This window comes from Thalassospira lucentensis, from assembly GCF_001613805.1.
Taxonomy (GTDB): Bacteria; Pseudomonadota; Alphaproteobacteria; order Rhodospirillales; family Thalassospiraceae; genus Thalassospira; species Thalassospira lucentensis_A.
Genome location: NZ_LPVY01000019.1, coordinates 1 through 19219 on the forward strand (window position 1 = coordinate 1; position 19219 = coordinate 19219).

16 protein-coding genes and 1 tRNA gene are annotated in these 19219 nt (G+C 48.3%); 11 read left to right on the forward strand and 6 right to left on the reverse strand.

The window, feature by feature from the left end:
- Positions 1 to 11 precede the first annotated feature (11 nt).
- The 4 genes from AUP42_RS14265 to AUP42_RS14280 all read left to right on the forward strand — a co-directional run bounded on the left by AUP42_RS14265 (position 12) and on the right by AUP42_RS14280 (position 2846).
- Positions 12 to 88, forward strand: a tRNA-Met gene (locus tag AUP42_RS14265).
- A 277-nt stretch (positions 89 to 365) separates the two neighbouring features.
- Positions 366 to 1370 (forward strand): helix-turn-helix domain-containing protein, encoded by a 1005-nt coding sequence (locus tag AUP42_RS14270; protein ID WP_062952282.1) that lies wholly within the window; start codon positions 366 to 368, stop codon positions 1368 to 1370.
- Between the two features lie 334 nt (positions 1371 to 1704).
- Positions 1705 to 2031, forward strand: coding sequence for a hypothetical protein (locus tag AUP42_RS14275; RefSeq protein ID WP_156484627.1), 327 nt, complete (start codon positions 1705 to 1707; stop codon positions 2029 to 2031).
- Complete coding sequence (locus AUP42_RS14280; protein ID WP_062952284.1) at positions 2028 to 2846, forward strand: hypothetical protein; 819 nt, start codon at positions 2028 to 2030, stop codon at positions 2844 to 2846. Before AUP42_RS14275 ends, AUP42_RS14280 begins: the two co-directional genes overlap by 4 nt.
- 736 nt (positions 2847 to 3582) lie before the next feature.
- On the opposite strand, the gene AUP42_RS14285 is transcribed toward AUP42_RS14280, so the two are convergent.
- On the reverse strand, positions 3583 to 4032 hold the full coding sequence (locus tag AUP42_RS14285; protein WP_156484628.1) for a hypothetical protein: 450 nt from the start codon (positions 4030 to 4032) through the stop codon (positions 3583 to 3585).
- A 454-nt stretch (positions 4033 to 4486) separates the two neighbouring features.
- Between AUP42_RS14285 and AUP42_RS14290 the strand changes: the two genes are divergently transcribed.
- On the forward strand, positions 4487 to 4729 hold the full coding sequence (locus AUP42_RS14290) for a hypothetical protein (protein WP_062952286.1): 243 nt from the start codon (positions 4487 to 4489) through the stop codon (positions 4727 to 4729).
- A gap of 194 nt (positions 4730 to 4923) precedes the next feature.
- Here the strand turns inward: AUP42_RS14290 and AUP42_RS14295 are convergent, their stop codons facing one another.
- Entirely contained in the window at positions 4924 to 7131 is a 2208-nt protein-coding gene (locus tag AUP42_RS14295; RefSeq protein WP_062952287.1) for a hypothetical protein, read from the reverse strand.
- Between the two features lie 324 nt (positions 7132 to 7455).
- On the opposite strand from AUP42_RS14295, the gene AUP42_RS14300 reads away from it, so the two are divergent.
- The 5 genes from AUP42_RS14300 (at position 7456) to qatD (ending at position 12699) form a co-directional block, all read left to right on the forward strand.
- Positions 7456 to 7707, forward strand: a complete 252-nt coding sequence (locus AUP42_RS14300) for a hypothetical protein (RefSeq protein ID WP_062952288.1) — start codon at positions 7456 to 7458, stop codon at positions 7705 to 7707.
- A gap of 262 nt (positions 7708 to 7969) precedes the next feature.
- Positions 7970 to 9817 (forward strand): KAP family P-loop NTPase fold protein, encoded by a 1848-nt coding sequence (locus AUP42_RS14305; protein ID WP_062952289.1) that lies wholly within the window; start codon positions 7970 to 7972, stop codon positions 9815 to 9817.
- 46 nt (positions 9818 to 9863) lie between these two features.
- Positions 9864 to 10670 carry a Qat anti-phage system associated protein QatB gene (gene qatB, locus AUP42_RS14310; RefSeq protein WP_331710665.1) on the forward strand — a complete coding sequence of 269 codons (807 nt, stop codon included), beginning with the start codon at positions 9864 to 9866 and terminating at the stop codon, positions 10668 to 10670.
- Positions 10670 to 11941: a Qat anti-phage system QueC-like protein QatC gene (qatC, locus tag AUP42_RS14315; protein ID WP_062952291.1), complete on the forward strand. Its 1272-nt coding sequence runs from the start codon at positions 10670 to 10672 to the stop codon at positions 11939 to 11941. Before qatB ends, qatC begins: the two co-directional genes overlap by 1 nt.
- Positions 11938 to 12699, forward strand: a complete 762-nt coding sequence (gene qatD, locus AUP42_RS14320; protein WP_062952292.1) for a Qat anti-phage system TatD family nuclease QatD — start codon at positions 11938 to 11940, stop codon at positions 12697 to 12699. The genes qatC and qatD overlap by 4 nt, the downstream gene beginning before the upstream one ends.
- A gap of 108 nt (positions 12700 to 12807) precedes the next feature.
- On the opposite strand, the gene AUP42_RS14325 is transcribed toward qatD, so the two are convergent.
- On the reverse strand, positions 12808 to 14433 hold the full coding sequence (locus tag AUP42_RS14325; protein ID WP_082824785.1) for a recombinase family protein: 1626 nt from the start codon (positions 14431 to 14433) through the stop codon (positions 12808 to 12810).
- A 76-nt stretch (positions 14434 to 14509) separates the two neighbouring features.
- The gene (locus tag AUP42_RS14330) at positions 14510 to 15139 is read right to left on the reverse strand and encodes a Bro-N domain-containing protein (RefSeq protein WP_197468292.1); all 630 of its coding nucleotides are present in this window, start codon (positions 15137 to 15139) and stop codon (positions 14510 to 14512) included.
- Between the two features lie 625 nt (positions 15140 to 15764).
- On the opposite strand from AUP42_RS14330, the gene AUP42_RS14335 reads away from it, so the two are divergent.
- Positions 15765 to 16337: a hypothetical protein gene (locus tag AUP42_RS14335; protein ID WP_062952295.1), complete on the forward strand. Its 573-nt coding sequence runs from the start codon at positions 15765 to 15767 to the stop codon at positions 16335 to 16337.
- A gap of 103 nt (positions 16338 to 16440) precedes the next feature.
- Here AUP42_RS14335 and AUP42_RS14340 read toward each other — a convergent pair whose 3' ends face one another.
- Positions 16441 to 17634, reverse strand: a complete 1194-nt coding sequence (locus AUP42_RS14340) for an MvaI/BcnI family restriction endonuclease (protein ID WP_062952296.1) — start codon at positions 17632 to 17634, stop codon at positions 16441 to 16443.
- The gene (locus AUP42_RS14345; protein ID WP_082824786.1) at positions 17627 to 19057 is read right to left on the reverse strand and encodes a DNA cytosine methyltransferase; all 1431 of its coding nucleotides are present in this window, start codon (positions 19055 to 19057) and stop codon (positions 17627 to 17629) included. Before AUP42_RS14345 ends, AUP42_RS14340 begins: the two co-directional genes overlap by 8 nt.
- Between the last annotated feature and the right edge of the window lie 162 nt (positions 19058 to 19219).

Consider the following 19219-nt stretch of genomic DNA (forward strand, 5'->3'; position numbering starts at 1 on the left):
TTACACCCTGACGCGGGGTGGAGCAGCCCGGTAGCTCGTCAGGCTCATAACCTGAAGGTCGTAGGTTCAAATCCTGCCCCCGCAACCACTCTTTCCGATCCGTCGAGTTTTGAGATATAGACTCGACGGATTCGCGAAACAAGAGAAAAAGTTCGGGGACACTCCTCAAAAAGAGGAGACGGCAGTTCCGAGTTTTATTTTTTCCTGACTTTTCAAGAATTTAGACAGCAAAAAACCCGCTGTTGGCGCAGCGGGTTCTTGAGAAGGCTTAAACTGCCTCAGCTTGCAAATCTGAGAACCAGTTTAGGTAACGGGATCGCTTTGTCAAGTGCAAATGAGAAAGCAAAACTCCGCCGATACCAAGCATGACATCCCTTCATACATACGCCGACATCCGCAAGGGTGCAGCACAGTCCGCACCTGCTGGAACATCTGCCGTTGCCCGCTGGCAATGGGTGCAGAATGAGATATTTGGTCACGAGGATCTCAGTACTTCGGAGATCTGCGTTGCCGTGGTTCTGGCATCGCACGTCAATGACCGAACTCAGGACTGCTTTCCCAAAATTGAAACCATCGCCTGCGAAGCAGGGTTATCAGAGCGCAAGGTGCGACAAGCTCTTAAACGTCTTGAACAGCTTGGTCTGATCCGGCGTCTGGTACGGTGTGCCGGACGGTTGCGCAATCGCAACGCCTATCAGCTGGTCGGGCTGGGAGGCAAACCGGAATCTGGTTCCATCAAACCGGAATCTGATTCCGGTATTAAACCGGCACCGGGTGCCGGTTCCAATAAGAACACGGATAAAGATGATAACATGGATGAGAGGGAACAGGCCCATGCCACAAGCGGCACGGGGGCTGTCATCCTGCCTTCTGTCGATGATCAATGTCTGATTCTGGCAAGAGAGTGGCAGCACCTTTGTGCCGAGCCCTGGACGTTGGCCAATGCCTGTTTGCGCGTGAGTCGGGCCATTGAACGTGCCGGGTTTGATAGCGTCCGTCTCGCATTGGATGATGTTAAACGACGGGAAAAAAGGCCTTCACGTCTTGGTGTGCTGGATATTCTTGATGGGCTGGTTGCTGAATGCGCCGGGCAGGAGAAGGCGGATGCTATTCCTGATCTTTGCGATCCCTCCGACCCGCCGGAATGGCGAGAGATAAGCCGGGTTGTGGCGCAGGCCGATATTCCCGGTTGTCGCAATCCGCGTCTCTGGCTGTCGCAGATCCGCGCGGTCCTGACGGGCAGTACAATTGACTTAAAAGCCCGGAACCGCTGCGTTCAGGACATGGCGCGCCATCATTTGATGCCGGTCATTGAAACCGTTGCAGCTCGTCGGGGCTTGGGGATCGGAGATGTGTCATACGTGAGCTGATGGTGTCCTCTGATCATTTTCCTGTGCCGTTTGAAGTCCGGCTTGAGGTCTTTCGTCATCAGGCGGCGTGAATCGCCTCAGCTTATTTCACGTCAACTCGATATCCCAGTGGACAAAGTTATTAATAATGAGTTGAAGAAAGGTTTGGCTTCGATGCCGAGAAGCTCGAGAGTTTATTGGCTCAGGAAGCCTTACACGAGCGCCTGATACTCTTGCTTGTCCAAAACATCCGCCTTGTGCATAGTAGATCAGCTCAAGTATCAAAATGTACAAAATGCTAAAACGCATAAGATGGAATCTCGTTCACACTCCCAGATATCGAGCGGCGTTCACCGTGTGTACCGCCATTCTTACTGCTGTTCTCACAGGGCTATTCGTAAGTGAAATCAGCACACCAGCAGGGATTGCTTGGAAGACGTTTTATAAGACTTACGCATTTTGGCCGTTGGTCGGGATGTCTTGGATCCTCTACTGGCATGCTACCCATACAGTTGAGCAAGAAAACGATATCTCCAACTTCACAAACGAAGAGTACTGCCTGGCTTACTTAAGAAGTCAATGTCTGCCGGAGTTGGCAGAACGAGCGCGAAAGAAAATTCGTGAAGGCGATACCTCCGACTACGAGAAAGCCGTGTCTGAATTTAAGGAGACGCTTGAATGAAGTGTCTTTTGCATCCAAACGTAACCCAAAAACTCACCGAAATGCCAGGGCAGGTCACGTTTGATCTAGGAAAATTAATATCAAATATTGAGGCAAGAAATCTTGATCAATTGGTTAACGATGCGAAAGAAAATGGTTTCAGCGAATTTGATGGGGGGCTGATATTTCTAAAAAAAGGTAGTGCAGGTCTTTTCGGCATTATCGACAAAGATAAAGGCGACGACATCTTTTTGGTGATAGATGTGGCTGATCTATCTACAGCATTATCTGGGTCAAGTCCTCAGTCAGATGGGGATGGTCACCATAACGCTGAAAAATTATTTTCTAGTTGGCAGGTCGACCCTAGTCGGAACTGGCAGATTGACCCTCGCCGCAACTGGCAGATTGATCCGAGCCGCAATTGGCAGATTGATCCGAGCCGCAATTGGCAAGTAGACCCTCACCGTAATTGGCAGATTGACCCTCACCGTAACTGGCAGATTGACCCTAATAAAAACTATTCAGTCGATCCAAGACGGAACTACTTGATTGACCCTTCACGCAACACCAGTGTGCGCGGTCCATTCGTTTACAACAAAAATTTCATTAAAATTGGATTTTTAGTCCGAACTAAATCGAAAGTTTTCCTGTGGTACAATTCACAAAAGGAGATTATGGGGTTCGCGGTTGATAATTCCGGGTTAAATTTGCCTCGTTCTTTTCCTTTATTTGCATGGAGCAAACAAAGAGTTGGGCATTTTGTTCTTGTGGATGAGAGTAACGCTTTGTGGTTCGATACGTACAATAATCATGTTGGTTATGTAGTCGGAATTTGAAAAATACTTACAGGTTGACATGGAAATAGAAAAGATGGCGAGTTTATATTATTATTTATAAAATAAAAATGTTAATATTTTTGCGGGGAAAGTGTCATGAACTGACGGATTTCGCCGGATCGGCAGTTGCCACCACAAAGGAGGAAACCTATGAGACGAATTTTTTCTTCCTGTGCTGGAAAAACTATTCAGAATACTACAGCTTTGGCTTCTATCAACGCGCGTTGACGTGAAAAAGGTATCTTCCGAACAGGATGATATAGTCAGGTAACTTCTTGCGCAGCAATCACCTGATCAGGCACTCCTAGACGCCCCTTTCCGGGCAATGCGAGCTGTAACTGGTCAAGGCTGCCAGATCGAATGGGGCGGTAAAAATTGTGTTTACGTCGGATTGCATGATCCGTCGTTGTCAATTGCTTGAATCGCGCAGCGTGTAGCAGCGGGAGGGCACCATATATCCTCTGATGATGTAAACCGCTGTTGTCCACGAGGTCTTGCAATGCTTCCCCCACTTCATTGGTGTGGCTGATAGGGATTGCATCTTCGATATTTCGAGCCAGGGCAGCAAGTTGCTTTTATGCCGTGTGAAAGGGCATAAGCGAAATTCGCAAGTCAACTGGGTTTCTGGCTCAAGGCAGCTACTCCGCGTGTATTCCGTAAGATCGACCGAAGAATGTCCATGTGATGAAACGGCAGAACTCTGCCGGGTGCAATTTTGAAGCAGTTAGGAAGCAAGTCATTTGTCAGCAGCGATGATCGCCGCAAAGTCAAACGTCACTTCGCATGATCGCTTCCAGCATTCCTCGGTATCATCCCAAGCGGCATGAATGGTAAACCTGTCAAGGATTTGGCGAAGAGGGATCACCGCTTCTGGATCTCGGGACCAGACCCGTAATTTGGCAATCAGCTTGTTGTGGCGAGCGAGGATGCGGCCAATGCTTTTTGGGATAGATGTATCGGCCAGTTCCCGCTCATGTCGGGAAATCTCGAGTTTCGTGCGATGGATCTGTTCTGACTTGTCATCGAAGAATGCGCGGATTTCATGAGATCGGGCATCTGGCCCCAGAGCATCAATCACCTTGTTCAGACCAGTGCGTATAGCCTCAAGTTCTTCTCTCAGTCGTTTGATCTCGCCTTCAAGCTTGGACCGCCTCTTGATCATGTCTGAATTGTCGAAATGTGTCATGATCATATTTCGATCAAGCGTGCTGATGGCTTCAATGACGAGGGCGATAACCTCGTCATAATTAAGGCTCCGGTTCGGGCAGCCTTTCGTTTTGCACGAGTAGTGTCGGGCATAGGTTGCAACAATCGACTCACCATGCTTGCTGCAATGGCCATCATTGAGCCTGTTGCCGAGCGCCGGGGCTTGCAGATCGGAGCTGTGTCATGCGTGAGCTGATGATGTCCTCTGATCATTTTCCTGTGCCGTTTGAAGTCCGGCTTGAGGTGTTTCGTCATCAGGCGGCTGGCTTGTCCCGCATTCGACGCTGGAACGGAGCCTGTGATGTTATCGTTGCCCAGCACTGCGTGCAGGCTTGCGATCTGGCGTCCCCCGCGGCTGTCGGTTATGCCCTGATCCACGACATCGAGGAGTTTGATACCGGTGATATCATATCACCACTCCGGTCAAGAACACCATGCGTGCGCTTGGTGTCTGGCAGCGTTTTGAAAGTGAGATCGTCTTGCCGATCCGGCGACGGTTTACGCTTTTGGCCGGTCTGGAATGGCCATGGCCGGAATGCGTGATCCGGGAAATCCACGAGATTGATCTGAAGCTCAAGGCAACGGAATATCGCGATTGTGTCGACTTGTCGCTGGTTAGATTGTGCGCAAAACGTTCTGCCAAGTATGGCAAAGTACGATGCGGGTACCTCAGGTAATGATTCAGAATGTGCTTAAAGCGGCTAAGATCATTGAGGCCGCCTCTTGGACGACCTCAATTTATTAGTTGCGAAAGGAACTACAGAGTTTAGAAAACCTTGGTCTGCAAACGCAGTCCTGCATACTGCTATTCCGCATCTTACAATAGATCTGTGCTGAAAACGGATAATGTTCCCAGAGTAGTTAAATGTCTTTATCTCAAGGCGTTCTTTACATCTTGATACAACGAGACAAGTTCTCCCATACCCATGTCGAGAATGGGCTCATACATAAAGGCGTTAATGTGTATGTTTGCAGGCGTGATTAGATTGACACGACGAAGAAGCCCGATCCTGTCTGTTTGGTTGTTAAACAAGTCCTTGAATTTCTGGAACAACTCGCCAGTCTGCTTCTTTGCGATATCGTACTCTGGTTCCGTGGAGCGAATGTGTGTAACCATATATCGTTCAGCCCAAGCCCTGATTGCGATTGAAAGCGCTATTTTGTGCTCGAGATTGATGCCTTCATCTACGGTCTCGCACGCATCGGCACTAGCAAATATGTGTTCTAGAATGGGTTGATCCAAATTGACTTCGGGGAATGTGCCATGTGGCACATTTTGTTCGAACACGGTCTTGTAGTCGCGAAGAGTAAGAGTTTCAGTCTCGTCTTTGAAGTGGAGCATCCTTGTGAGTTGCAGGTAGTCCTCGTTGTCGTTTCCGGCAGCGTTTTTGGTGCCCACTGAGTATTCAATTACATTTCGCAAGAAAGGAATGTATGCGGTCAACACTGACGGTTCTGACAGTCTTCCTTGCCATTTGAGAAATGGGCTTTGGATGTCAGTCCGTGAGAACTGCTCTAGGCTAATCCCGCTATCGGATCGGAAGGCCAGCCGACACTGGTGTGCAGGGCAAATTTGTCTACTAGCGATCGTTCGCAGAAAATCAAAGTTATGCGTTAGAACTATCGCCAAGAAACTGTTGTCTTCTGACTTGGTGACATCTTCCAAAAAGTCGATGATCGCAAATTTGTTCTTGTAGTCAAACGAGTCGGAAATATCGTCAAAAACGAAAAGTGTTTTGATACGGTCTTTCCATCGCACATAAACCTCATACATGATATCCAAGATGTAGAGTGCCCGACCTTCTCCTGTGCTGAGAGCGCGAAGTAGGTCTTGTTTTTCCGATGGAGCATACAATCTTTCTTCTCCTGAATCTCGGATTAGGAAACCGATAGACGGAGCGCTGCCCTTTAGAATAGCATCTGCCTTATTCTGTACGGTAAGCTCAAATGGCAGGTACAAAAAACGACGGTTGAAGTCTTCCACCACTGAGTCCCAATCACCTCTGCTACGCTCAGCGTCAGATATGATTTGGGCTAGTTCACTTTGGCCTGCTTTATATTCTTTAATTAGGGCCTGATATTCGTCAGTAGCACGCAGAAGGTACTGTACCCAAAGATCACGCTTGAGTTCTTCAGGAGAGTGAAGCCTAGGCAAAATATGTTTGTTTTCTGTGATATAGTCTCGAAAAGCCTGCAGTTCTTTGTTCTTCAGTTTAGAGTTGAATGTATCAAACCGCTTGCCCACCTCTTCATTGCTCAGGATTCGAAGTTTTTCTTCCGTAATGCGTTCGAGAAGATTTTGGTCTGATGAAACATCTTCCATGTCGTCATTGTTTTTATCCGCAAGACTGATTTTGTGTCCTGCGCTGAAGAAGTTGTTTGCGGCAAGATTTTGTTGGATCTGGGAGATGTTGTGATACTGAAAATTTCTCCTAAGAATTGGAGATTTTTCAGTTATCTCATCGTACTTTTTTGCGAATTCTTCGACCGCTTCCGCAACATCTTCGCTGGAAAGAAACTGCTGAACTTTAGGATCATAGAGAATTTTGTAATCTGCGTTCGAAAGCTCCGAGGGTTGAGTTTCTCGTAACTCTTCCTCAATAGAAGTTAGGGCTTCGTAGTAGTCTCCACCAAACAATTCTTCGATAATCGGATCTATGTTCTCACGAGATTTCTCACCAAAACCGGAAACGTGTTTCAGAACTTTATCCAATGCCTTCTTTGCTTCACCTATTGACCGATGAATTTCTTCGTATTTTTTCCGGAGTTCGGCATTCGCGAGAAGTGTGGACACTTGATTTGAAGCAAACTTATCATCGTAAGATTTAACAACGAAAATTTCGTCTCGTTTGAGCATTTCGTCGTTCAAGGTGATTTCAAATGTGGGTTCGCGATCAGGAAAGTGAAGGTCACTGGGTTTCTTTCCCTCCGATATGTCCATCATTGTTTTGGCGAACGAAGTCTTCATAACGCCGTTAGGAGCGTAAATTGCGTAGCCCTTATGCTTAAACTCCAGCTCTGCCTCTAGCTTTCCAATTCCATAGCAATGCTGGAGGTTGATTTTTAGCTTATCGGTCACTGTGGCCCCTTGGTGTCTCAATTTCCTCAAATATTTATCGCATGCTACTCTATCGCACTATGGCAAGCAAGAAAGCCACTTGCTGCACTAGAGTAGATGCCCATTTCTTGATTAATTTCACGTTCGGTTCGCAAGCATAGCGGCACTTCATAGAATGCGAGATCGCTCGCTGACAGCAGAGAATTGCTCTGACAAAGGCTTGAATTAGTGAAAAAGACCGCGACAATTCGATGGGTTCGATATTGCGTTTTTTCAAGAAGTGTCGATGGTGTATAAGAACGTATGTCTTAAAAACATACAGGTGATGTGAAGCAAGGAAATCTCATGCTGGAAATCACATTCGAGCAGGTGACAAATGCTAGCGGGGCGGATAGCCGCAAGCTGTGGCTGGAGTTTGAAAAGCAGCTTGCCAATGATGACGGTCGCGCAGCCCAAGCCCATTTGGAGGCTGGACGACCGATATTTTACTGCGAACCTGCACATGAAGGCAGTATTGTCCGCAAATGGCCGGATGGCCGATGTGAACTGGTCTCCATCAATGATGATGGCACTGTTGAAGTTCTTCATGTCATCTGATGGCGCAGCCCGGTAGCTCGTCAGGCCGATAGCCTGGAGGTCATCGGTTCAAATCCTACCCGAGAAACCAATAATATAAATGCTTTAGCTGAAAAATTGGCTAAGGCATTTTTGCGTCTGGAAGCATTGTGGAAGCGAGCGGTTGAAGCATCATAGCAATTACCCTGTCATTACGTGTAGGTGTGCATGTTTTGGTTAGGTGCTACTATTGGTGGTGCTCAGCAATCGTAAGGTGCCGAGTGGAACCGATGGGGAGGGGTTTATGTGGGCAGACAACGAAACTAGCCGAGACTTCTTAAATTTTTCAGGCGTCTCCGAAACTGTCGCGGAAATTATAGTTCAAGCGGCTGGGCGACCGATCTCAATTGGCGTTTCTGGAGCTTGGGGAGTGGGGAAATCCTCAATGATCCAGCTTATTAGAAGTTCACTTGCAAAACGATCACAGGCCCCTGCTTCGCAAGAATTCGTTATCGTTGAATTCAATGCTTGGCTTTACCAAGGTTACGACGATGCTAGAGCGGCCTTAATGGATGTGATTGCGTCCAAATTGTCGGAAGAGGCTGAGAAAAGAACAACAGCAACCGACAGGGTTGCTGAGCTGGTTAAGCGTGTTCGCTGGTTTAGAGTTGCGAAAATCGCCGCCGGCGGAGCGGCTATGGCGTTTGGGTTACCTCCATTGGGCTTGGTTGGTGATGCTATCAATTTAGCGAAGGGAGTGGCTGCGGACGGAGTAACACAAGATGTAGTTAATGAAGCCACTCGAACGGTTACTGCGCTTCAAGCGGCTACAAATGACATGTTGGCTCCTCAGGAAGCTGTTTCCCCGCCAAAAGAAATTCAGGCTTTACGTGACAATTTTGAACAAATTCTTGAAGAGCTTGGTGTAACGCTTGTTGTTCTTATCGATGATCTTGACCGCTGTTTGCCGGATACAACGATATCAACTTTGGAAGCAATTCGATTATTTTTGTTTCTTGAGAGAACTGCATTTGTGATCGCAGCAGATACGGAAATGATTAAGCATGCGGTACGCAAACACTTTGAAGGTGTAAATGATAATGTCTTGGTAACAAATTACTTCGACAAGTTAATTCAAATCCCGATTCAAGTTCCTGCGCTCGGTGTGCAAGAAGTTCGATCTTATTTGCTTCTATTGTTTGTTGAGAATAGTAACTTGGATGCAAAAGATAAAGAAGAGATCCGAGAGGCGGTAATTCGACAGCTCAGTTTGTCATGGAAAGGCGAGCGGGTAGATCGCGCATTCTTGGAGACGTTAGGAAAAGACTTTCCTAGCGAACTAATTAGTCGCCTCGATACAGCTGAGCGGCTAGCTCCTCTGATGGCGAGAGCAAGCGGGATTTCGGGAAATCCTCGCCTTATCAAACGGTTTTTGAATGCACTATTTATCCGCATGACAATAGCAAAGGCGCAAGGTGTCGGAGTGGATGAAGCGGTGCTTGCAAAGTTACTATTATTTGAGCGTCTCGGGGACTCAAAAGCTTATGCTTCATTGATCTCCGAAGCAGGTCGAGGTGATGGAGGAAAAGTTAGCTTCCTTGCTGATTGGGAGCAGAACGCTGCTGCCGGGAAACAATTGGATCTGGAAGCTCCTTGGGACGATCCTTTCGTTGAGGAATGGCTGAGGTTGCCACCGGCTCTATCTAACCTTGATCTACGTGGTGCATTGTACGTAGGCAGGGAACATGCACCATTTGTTTCGCCGGAAGATAGATTGTCCTCAGACGCGGCAGATCTTCTCGAAGGGTTGCTAACAACGCCTGAAATGGCTTCGTCAATGAAAGACCGGCTCACAGAAATTCCTAGGGTTGATATGTCAATAATGATGGATCGATTGCTTGATAAGGCCCGTCAGGAACAATCGTGGGGCGTTCCTGGCATTCTTGAGGCTTGCTTGGCTTTATCGGAAGCAGATCCAGTTCAAGGGGGACGGTTGCTCGCGTTTCTGAAAGACCGTCCTCACGCACAGATACAGCCAGATATTGTTCCTAAACTTAGCGGAATGCCGTGGTCTAGAGATCTTTTCGATTCATGGTCTTCGTCAAATGTGAGTGGACCAGTCAAAAAGGCTATCAAACAACAGGGGAAATAATATGGGGACCTCACAATCGAACCCGGGGCCCGGAAAAGGCGTGCCTATGGTGCCGCCATGGGCAGATGATTTGCCGGATGATGAAGCTGCATCGCCTGATGATGGTGCTCAGCCAGATGATAAACCTGATGATGAATCGCAGGGCACTGAGAATAAACCGCCTGAGAAGATTGCGCCGCCCCATCGTTGGACAGGTGCAAACCGCAATTTGAAAAAATATGCGGAGGGTGGCGGAGACCAAAAAGATCTTAAACGCAGTTTACATCACTACGCAAAGACCGGATACGGTGGCTCAAAAGGGGCTGCGGCACGTATGAACGGTACTGCGAAAACTGCAGCTGCACTCGGCGGTGTGCTCTCGGGACTTGCTGCTGGAAGTACTATTACAAGCGCTGGAAGCCCACTTGATCCAAAACTACTAAGCGGACGAACTGCTAGCGAAATTATGGATGCGCTGGTGGAAACTGTTAGACCCGTTGACGGCACTCAAGATGCTGAAGCGGAGAGGGCTTCAATAAGAGATGCATTAAGCGAGCTGCTGGTAAACTACCCAGAAGCCGACCTGCTTGACTTAACAGACGATCAGAGATCATTCGCTATCGAGCGATTTACCGCCTTTGATGTTTTTCGACGGTTCGATTTAGATGTAGGGAAAACAATACGAGAGAAGGCGTCAAGTGCTTCAAGCGCTCTAAAATTGCTTAAGCAGGCTCGTGATTATGTAAAGCAAGTAGTAGCTGCATCATTTCGTAAGCTTAAAAATGACGGGCACTCGCTGACTTCAGGCAAGATCGTAAATGTAGTGAAAGACGCTTTGCAAGCGACTTATGAGGTTTTCGAGGGGGGGGAATAATGAAGTTGGTTTGTGCACCAAACGATACTGTTCCTTATGTTGAAAATGCGCTGAATGTGACACTTTATGGGCAGGCAAAGGAACCTAATTATGCTAGTGCGGGCGAGGCTGCAAAGCGAGAAATACTGAAGGCGGGGTTGGTGGCAGCCCCGAAAGCGTGGGACTTTTTGTCAATAGCGTTGTCGGTGGTGACCGCGGATGCTGCTGGATTGCGGTCAGAGAGCCCAGACGGATGGACGCGAACTTTCTCGCTACAAATTTCGGTCGGTGACCCAGAGTTTTGGAACTCAAAATCAAAAGATCTATCGAGCGCTTTGAGTTTTTTGACAACTGACCTTTGGGAGTTCAGTTTTGTGTCAGGGGGGATTCAACCCGCGCCACCACGCAAAAGTGTGCGACCAAATGAAGATGCCGTTGTGCTGCTTTCGGGCGGATTAGATAGTTTAATCGGCGCTATTGATTTGGCGAAACAGGGTCATAAACTTTACGCGGTTAGTAATGTTGTAAGGGGGGATGGGGACAACCAAGACGCTTTTGCACAAGCAATTGGAGAAGGTCTTAGTCATATCGCTCTAAACCACAATGCGACGCCACCTTGGAAGCGTGAACAATCTCAACGCGCTAGATCTATAATATTTTTAGCGTTTGGGATTCTTGTGGCAACTGCTTTGGGGAGATATCGGGACGGTGAAGAGGTGCCTCTATTCTTGTGTGAGAACGGGTTTATAGCCATAAATCCTCCATTAACAGGAACAAGAATTGGTAGTTTGAGCACAAGAACCGCTCACCCAGAGTTCCTAAATAGAATTCGGAATTTGCTGGTTGATGCAGGGGTGAAAGTGAAAATCGAAAACCCATATGAGTTTTCGACCAAGGGCGAGATGATGAGTTCTTGCAAGGACCAAAAAATGTTGGAGGCTCTCGCCTCTAGGTCAGTAAGCTGTGGTAGATACAGAGTGTTTAAATATACCCATTGTGGGCGATGTATTCCCTGCCAAATCCGTCGAGCGTCCTTTCTTAAGGCGAATTACACTGACAAAACGAACTATGTGTACGCAAACTTGGCCAGAAATGATGCTGAACATGCGAATTTTGATGATGTTAGGGCCGTGGCAATGGCGCTAGCTGAAGTCGAAAATGATGGTTTCGATAGTTGGCTAGGTGCAGCTCTCTCCTATCCAGAGATGAGAGATTTGGAAAAAGTCCAAGCTCTAATCGAGCGTGGGTTAGGTGAGCTATCTGAATTACATAAGACCTTCGGTGTGAAGTGATAGATTTTCATTGTCATCTCGACCTTTATCCAGACCCCAAAAGAGTGATTGATGAATGCGTACGTCGAGGAATACATGTTCTTTCTGTCACCACGACCCCTTCTGCGTGGCGGGGAACAGCTAAGCTTACGCAAACGTGCCCCCGCATTCAAACTGCTTTGGGATTGCATCCACAAATTGTTCAAGAACGGAAAATTGAACTCCAGTTATTTGAGAGCCTGATCGATAACGTCCGCTACATTGGCGAGATCGGGCTTGATGGAGGACCTGAGAGTAAAAAACACCACCCTGACCAGTTGCGCGTCTTTCGCAAGATACTTGATATGTGTGGCAAGGCAGGAGGACGAGTAATGTCTCTCCATAGCCGTAGGGCGGCAAACGATGTGTTGTTGGAGTTGAAAAAGTTCCCAGACGCTGGGACGCCAGTATTACATTGGTTTTCAGGTAGTAAAGCTGAACTAAAGATGGCTAGTGATTTTGGATGCTGGTTTAGCGTGGGCCCCGGTATGTTGCGAAGCGCAAAAGGAAAAGAGCTCATTAAATCTATGCCGAGATCAAGGTTGCTAACAGAGTCAGATGGCCCATTTGTTGAAATACGGGGTGCTGCAGTTTTCCCTTGGGCGGTCGAAGAAACTGTTAGTTTTTTGGGGGAAGTTTGGAAGTGTCCTGTTTCTGAAGTAAATGAGCAACTAGCTAATAATTTGAGGATAATAGGAAAGTTGGCAAATTCCGGTGATGCCCCCAACCCGTCACCGTGATAAAAGTGCTCTGAGCCCCAACGTTGGGTCCCAGAGCAACGTTGGGGCTCAGGTCAGAATGTCCATGTGATGAACCGGCAGAATTCTGCCGGGTGCAATCTTATACAGTCAGGAAGAAAGTCGCTTGTCGGCAGCGATGATCGCTGCAAAGTCAAACGTCACCTCGCATCTTCGATCCCAGCGTTCCTCGATCTCATCCCAGGTGGCGTGAATGGTCAGTCTGTTGATGATTTGCCGAAGCGGGATCACCGCTTCCGGATCGCGGGACCAGACCCGTAATTTGGCAATCAGTTTGTTGTGTCGAGCAAGAATACGGTCGATGCTTTTCGGGAGTGATGTGGCGGCCAGTTGCCGTTCACATTGGGAAATATCGAGTTTCGTGCGATGGATCTGTTCTGACTTGTCATCGAAAAATGCACGGATTTCGTGAGATCTAGCATCGGGCCCCAGAGCATCAATTACCTTGTTTAGGCCTGTGCGTATATCCCCAAGCTCTTTTCTCAGTCGCTTGATCTCGCCTTCAAGTTTGGACCGCCTCTTTACCATGTCTGCATTGTCGAAATGTGCCTTGATCATGTCCTGATCAAGCGTGCTGATTGCTTTGATCACGAACGCGCTAATCTGGTCATAATTGAGGCTCCGGTTCGGGCAGCCTTTCGATTTGCAGGAATAGTGCCGGGCATAGGTCGCAACAATCGGCTCGTCATGCTTGCCGCAATAGAGCTTGCCGCCAAAGACCGCATTCGCGCGTTTGCTTGTGATGGCTTGACTTCGCCGCCATTCCCGTGACCGATTGATCGAGATTTCACGCTTTTCCTCCTCGGTCATGACTTTCGGGGCGAGTTTGCGCTCACGCTGTCGAGCTGAACGTTGATCAAGTGAATGCTGCACGCTGGCAAACAAGTTTTCCTCGATAATGGCCAGTTCGGGGACCGGCACCGTTACCCATTCGCTTTCCGGGCGCATGATCGAGACACGTCTGCCGGTTTCCGGGTGTTTGCGATACTGCATCTTGTTGAAGGTTATCGTGCCGTTATAAAGCGTCTGACGCAGCAGACCGGTCTGGCGGACAAAAGAACCGACAAGCGTGGTTGGGGCCCATTTGCCGCCATTTGGTGCTTCAATACCGCGCCGGTTCAGATCTTCACAGATATGTTTGAGCTTCTGGCCAGAGTCATATGCGGCAAAAATCTCGCGCACGATTGCGGCTTGCTGTGGGTTGATTGTTCGTTTGCCGCGTATCGGTTCACCTGATTCATCAAGTGCGTGGACCAGATCATAGCCATAGAGTTTGCCGCCAGGTACGCCACCACGAAGAACCGCGGCAACAACACCCCGATGTGTTTTATCGGCCAGATCCCGGAGATAAAGCGCATTCAGGGTGCTTTTAAAGCCGATATGCAGCTCGTTGATCAGCCCCTCGCTGACAGTTTCGACCGGGACGCCGAGAAATATCATTTTTTTAAAGAAATTGGCTGTGTCAGCTTGATCACGGCTGATGCGGCTTAGATCTTCTGCGATGACAACATCAAACCGACCATCAAGCGCACCGATTAACAAGGCATTGATGCCGGGGCGATTTTCGATGTGCGCTCCGGACATTGCCTCGTCCCGATAGACCTTAACGACATCATATCCCTTGAAACGGCAGAATTCCTGACAGCGGTGGATCTGATCTTCGGAGCTCGTCCCCTGTTTGTCGGTCGAGTGACGGGCGTAAATTCCAGCTCTCAAGGAAGCCTCGTATTCTGGTTATATTCTTATGATGGGTGAACAAGACGGTTTAGGTAGGAAGGAGGTTAGAAAGGGCTCAATGCCGTCGTCTCTGCCAACTGACCCATTCCGGCATGAAGGTGCCGATACCTGGAGCAAGGATCTCGGCAATGGTTTCGTCATCGAAATCGGTTCTTTCGAAAAGCTGGCGGGCAACGCCTTGGAACTTGTCGTGGGTCATTCGACCTTTAACCAGCGAACGGTTTTCTTCGAGCAGGCTGATTTTGTCGCGAAGTGCTTCTATCAGTTCTTGTTGGTCTGTGCCTTGGGCTGGCGGTGTCGTCTCAGCATGATGATATGCGCCGGTTTTCCGGATGGATGGCAGGACCTCGGATGTTACCCACTTTTTGAAACGCTTTGCTTCAGGCTTTCTGCTTCGAAGGATCAGTGAATAAAGACCGCTTTCATTAATGATCAGCAAATTCTGATCACCGCCAGCCGTCCTCACAATGTGTGTACCCTTTTCATCATCATCGAGGTTTCGCAAACCGTTTTCCGCATCCCGATAGCCAAGTGCTTTACAGACATCTGTCCCTACCGCCCAGATCTGGCCATCAATTTCGATGGCACGAAAATCGACGTTATCGAAGTTAAAGGTAATGATTTCGCTCATTTCAGCCCCTTGCCTGTCGATGATGCGTATTCCGCTCTGGTTGTAGAAGAGCATCGGGATTCTTTTGATTACTCGACGGGAGGACTAATGCGCAAGGGTAAAAGCGCATCTTTTCGTAAGAATAGGTTTCTCAAAAAATGTAGTGATAACAGTGCATTGCATAAGAATGCATGAGAGTGCATAAGATTGCACGAAAATGCAAAAGATTGCATGATAGTGCATGAGATGGCACAACTTTTACCTGTCGTGGTGGGGGCAGGATAGGTTTGGTGGGCCCACCAAACAGCCCGGACGGGCTTCCTGCTTATTCGCATGGCGGTGCCATGCTCAACGAAAACAGTAGACATCGTATCAAGCTGTGTAATCGGTTTGGGGCAATTACTCACTCGCAGGTGCAATGTGTAAGGAAACAATCTTGGATGCTTCTTAGAAACTGTGTCTATTAAGAAGGTTGACGACGCCAGATTTTACAGTCTTGAAGGCTGGGATTCGTCTGCAAGCTTGGCTAATGTTGTGGGCGGGCCGCTATGACAGAAGGCGACGGATTATATATCGTGCCGCTTCATTTGTGGTTCTGTGACATTCAAGAAAATACTCGAGACTTGACTGGTATCTTTTCTCGGATTCAGAACGATTGCGTCAGTTATATTTTACAAACAAAGCAGAGTAGGATTGGTATATGACAGCAACTTATCGAGAAGTCCCTTTGGACGAGGAAATGTTGGATGCAGCCCTTGCTAGGGCAGAATCCTTACCCGTTTTTGAGGGGTCGCATCGCCAGTTGCAGGCGAACATTGTAGGAAGTATCGGTGAGGTGGTGTTCGAGAGTTTCCTTTCTCGCAATAACATCCCGTTCGAAGATCGACGTGAAAACACAGATCTAGACTACATCGTGGGTAACGGTATTACGCTGGATCTGAAGACCAAGGATCGGACAGTAAAGCCGAAAATTTTCTATGATAATTCAGTTCCGCTATATAACCACGAACACCAAAGGCCTGATTTCTATTATTTTATTTCATTGCTGCGCGATCCTTCTTTTGGAGACGAAGATATTCGTCGTTTCAAAACAGCGTTCCTAGTTGGCGGAATTGATATCGGTACCTTGGATCGTGATGGGAAGAAATGGGAAGCTGGAGAGACCGATCCGAGCAACGGTACGACTTTTTGGACTGCATGCATTAATGTCAGCATGGAGCAGCTATACTCGAATACGGAAATGCTGAAGATATTCATGGAGGGGAAGAGGTAGTTCTGCCCATAAGCTGATTAAGCGGGCAAAGCTAACAACAAGCTCACCTGAGTGATATAAGTAACTCAGGTGAGCGATAAGGGGGGCTCTGCGCGCGCCTGCTTCAGACGAGAAGATGGACCTCGGATGGTGGAAAAAGCGCGCCAAAATCGGAAGGGTTCATCTTAAAAAGATAGCCGTGATCGCGGACGCGGTTCGGGCCCTTTTGTGACATGAGGTAGTCTACAGAAATGATGCCTCCTTCAATCAGAGCGTCAAAATTTCGCACTTTTGGCTCCTTTGTATGTTCGACCTGAATGTAATGAAATTCCTCTGTTGCACCGGCACCGCGAACCTTTGCACTAACCCAAAAAGTCTGAGGGTGCTTTTCGCTTAGGCGAGCCCTAAGCTTATCCATTTCCCATGTGGTGACGTGTTTTGTTACAGAGGTAGCAGCATCACAGTGGTTCTGCTTTAGCCAGTCCTTAGCTGCATCCATTTCGAGCATGAATCCGATTGAGTTCGGACTGGTCGCATTCATTTCATGGTTTAGGCGAAGCTTGCCGTTACGCTCGTAACCATAGGTCGAAAGAAGGTTCCAAGCTGATCCGATGGGGCTGAGTTTCCAATCGGGCACTTGCGAGAAGAGTGTGATCCGGTTGGCTCTGCCTTTCCGGAGCCGTTTGGCCTTGATCTCAATTCCCTTGTAGTCAGGTGCTTTGCTTGTGTTTGCCGCAATACCGAGAAGGGTTTCGAGGGTCATTCCGATCCCGGTGTCACCTGAGCGCATCGTCGGGATGAAGCCTCGCGCAGAAACATCGCGGATCATGTCTAAGAGTTCGGCTACAACAGGGTCTGCATCGGGACGCGCACTTGCAGCAAGCGAACCAAGTGGTGTCGCCGGATTAGCTGCAGAGGCGAGAATATCAGCTCGGCTGCAATTGACGATGTAGATCGCATCATCGCGCACTATGAGTGCAAGCAGATTGAATGGGGCCGAGTACTTACCAAGACGGCCAAACCATAAACGCGGATCGCCCTTCTTTGTCACGGGACGGTAAAGAGAGGCGGTTGTTTCTTCTAGACGGTCGGCCCAAACGAAAAACGCCTTCTTCGTTACCTTGGCATCCGGCCCCTGAGCTTGTTTATCGTAATCATGAAGGCCCGTGTCGATGAAGTATTCACGGACTGTCGCTGTGGCATCCATGATGGATTTCTTCATTCCGGTATCGGTCGGAACAAGCAATCCGACATCCAGATTGAAACTGTTAAAGGTCTTTAGAGTTTCGCTTAGGCTCGTATCACTCTTCTCAAGCATCGTTACCGAGCGCCTTGTCTAATATCATTCTGAAATGGCTACCTACCTTCTCTGCGAGACCCACCGGAACGGCATTGCCAATTTGTGTGTATTTCGGCACTTCACGGTCGAAGTTTCCCTCGAGCGGATTGCCGGCGCGGCGGATGCCTCCGGTAGTGCGTTTTCCAGCGAAGCGATACCAGTCCGGAAAGAGCTGTAAGCGAGCCCATTCTCGCACCGTAAGAACGCGCGGTTGGCTATAATGAACATAGTCATCGGGTAGAGAAGTGGCTGTGATATTGGGTTCCCCATTGCCCCAGTAGGGCTTGAGAACGCGCTGGGAGAACTTCCGAGTTTTGTATTTATCAGGAATCTCGCCTTCATTCTTGAGCATGTGGTCGAATTTGTCGACAACTTCCCACTTATGCTTGCTGTATTCCTGCTCGGTTAACGTTACGCGGCGGCTCAAGTCCCATTTCGGGGGGCTGCGGAGTTCTTCTTGAATAGATGTTTGAGGTTTGTGAGGGTAATCAGTTGTTTCAAACTTTCCTGATTTGAATGTGCTTGACCTAAGAGTTTTAGCAACCTCGGGGTCGACAAGATCGCCAAGTAGGTCTGCTAAGTGAGGGAACGTACCTTTCTGGGCGGCAGGTAAAAAGCCGCAAGCGATGGCGTCTTCTGGATCGATGTCTGGTTTAAGGAAATCACATGCCTCGAGAATATCCTTGCGAATTCCGACGAGAAGCACTCTTGGTCTATATTGAGGTACCCCATAATCCTTGGCATAGACGAGTGACCAGCGAACTTCATAGCCGGGGATTTTCCTAAATTCGGCTTTCACATCGGGCCAAATAAGTTCTGAGCCGTCACGTGTCCACTTGGCGACCAATAAACCCCTGACATTCTCAAATAGGAACATTCTGGGGCGAACCCGTCGAATGATTTCTGCCATGCGACCATAAAGACGATTTGAGGGAATTTCCTTACGATCCACAGCGTAAGACCGACGTATGCCAATTCCCGAGTATCCTTGGCAAGGAGGGCCGCCAGTAAGAACATCAAGAGTGCTGCCTTGCCCGCTTTCGGAGGTGGCATTTTTGTCGAAACGAAAATCTATTTCAGGGATATTGGAAAGGTCAGATACGAGTTGGTCTAAACGACGACCTTTTAGCTCGTGTGCGTCGCGACACCTAAGTGCGGAGTTTTCTGCAAAGTCCTCACCGCCTAGCTCGTGATGGCGATTCAGCAAGTAGGTGCCCAGAGCATCCTTATCAAGTTCATTCACAAACACTGGAGTGAATTGAGCTTTTTCGAAGCCGAGAGAGAGGCCCCCGCATCCTGCGAACAGATCGATCATTGAATAGACGCGTTTTCGGTATGAGGTCTTTAACTCACCCGAAGCTTCTGGAAGCGTTGTGTCGTGCTTGATGGGATTTTCTAACATTTTTTTCTTTACTCAGTAATTCCTTGTCTGATGGGTAGCATATGTAGGTTCTCATTGTCCAGGTGAAACATAGATGTGGTCTATTTTATCGACGATTGTATGTAAAATTAATGTAAAAACAATAACTTATGGTGTGTTGTGGATTGGCGGCTATAGCTAGTT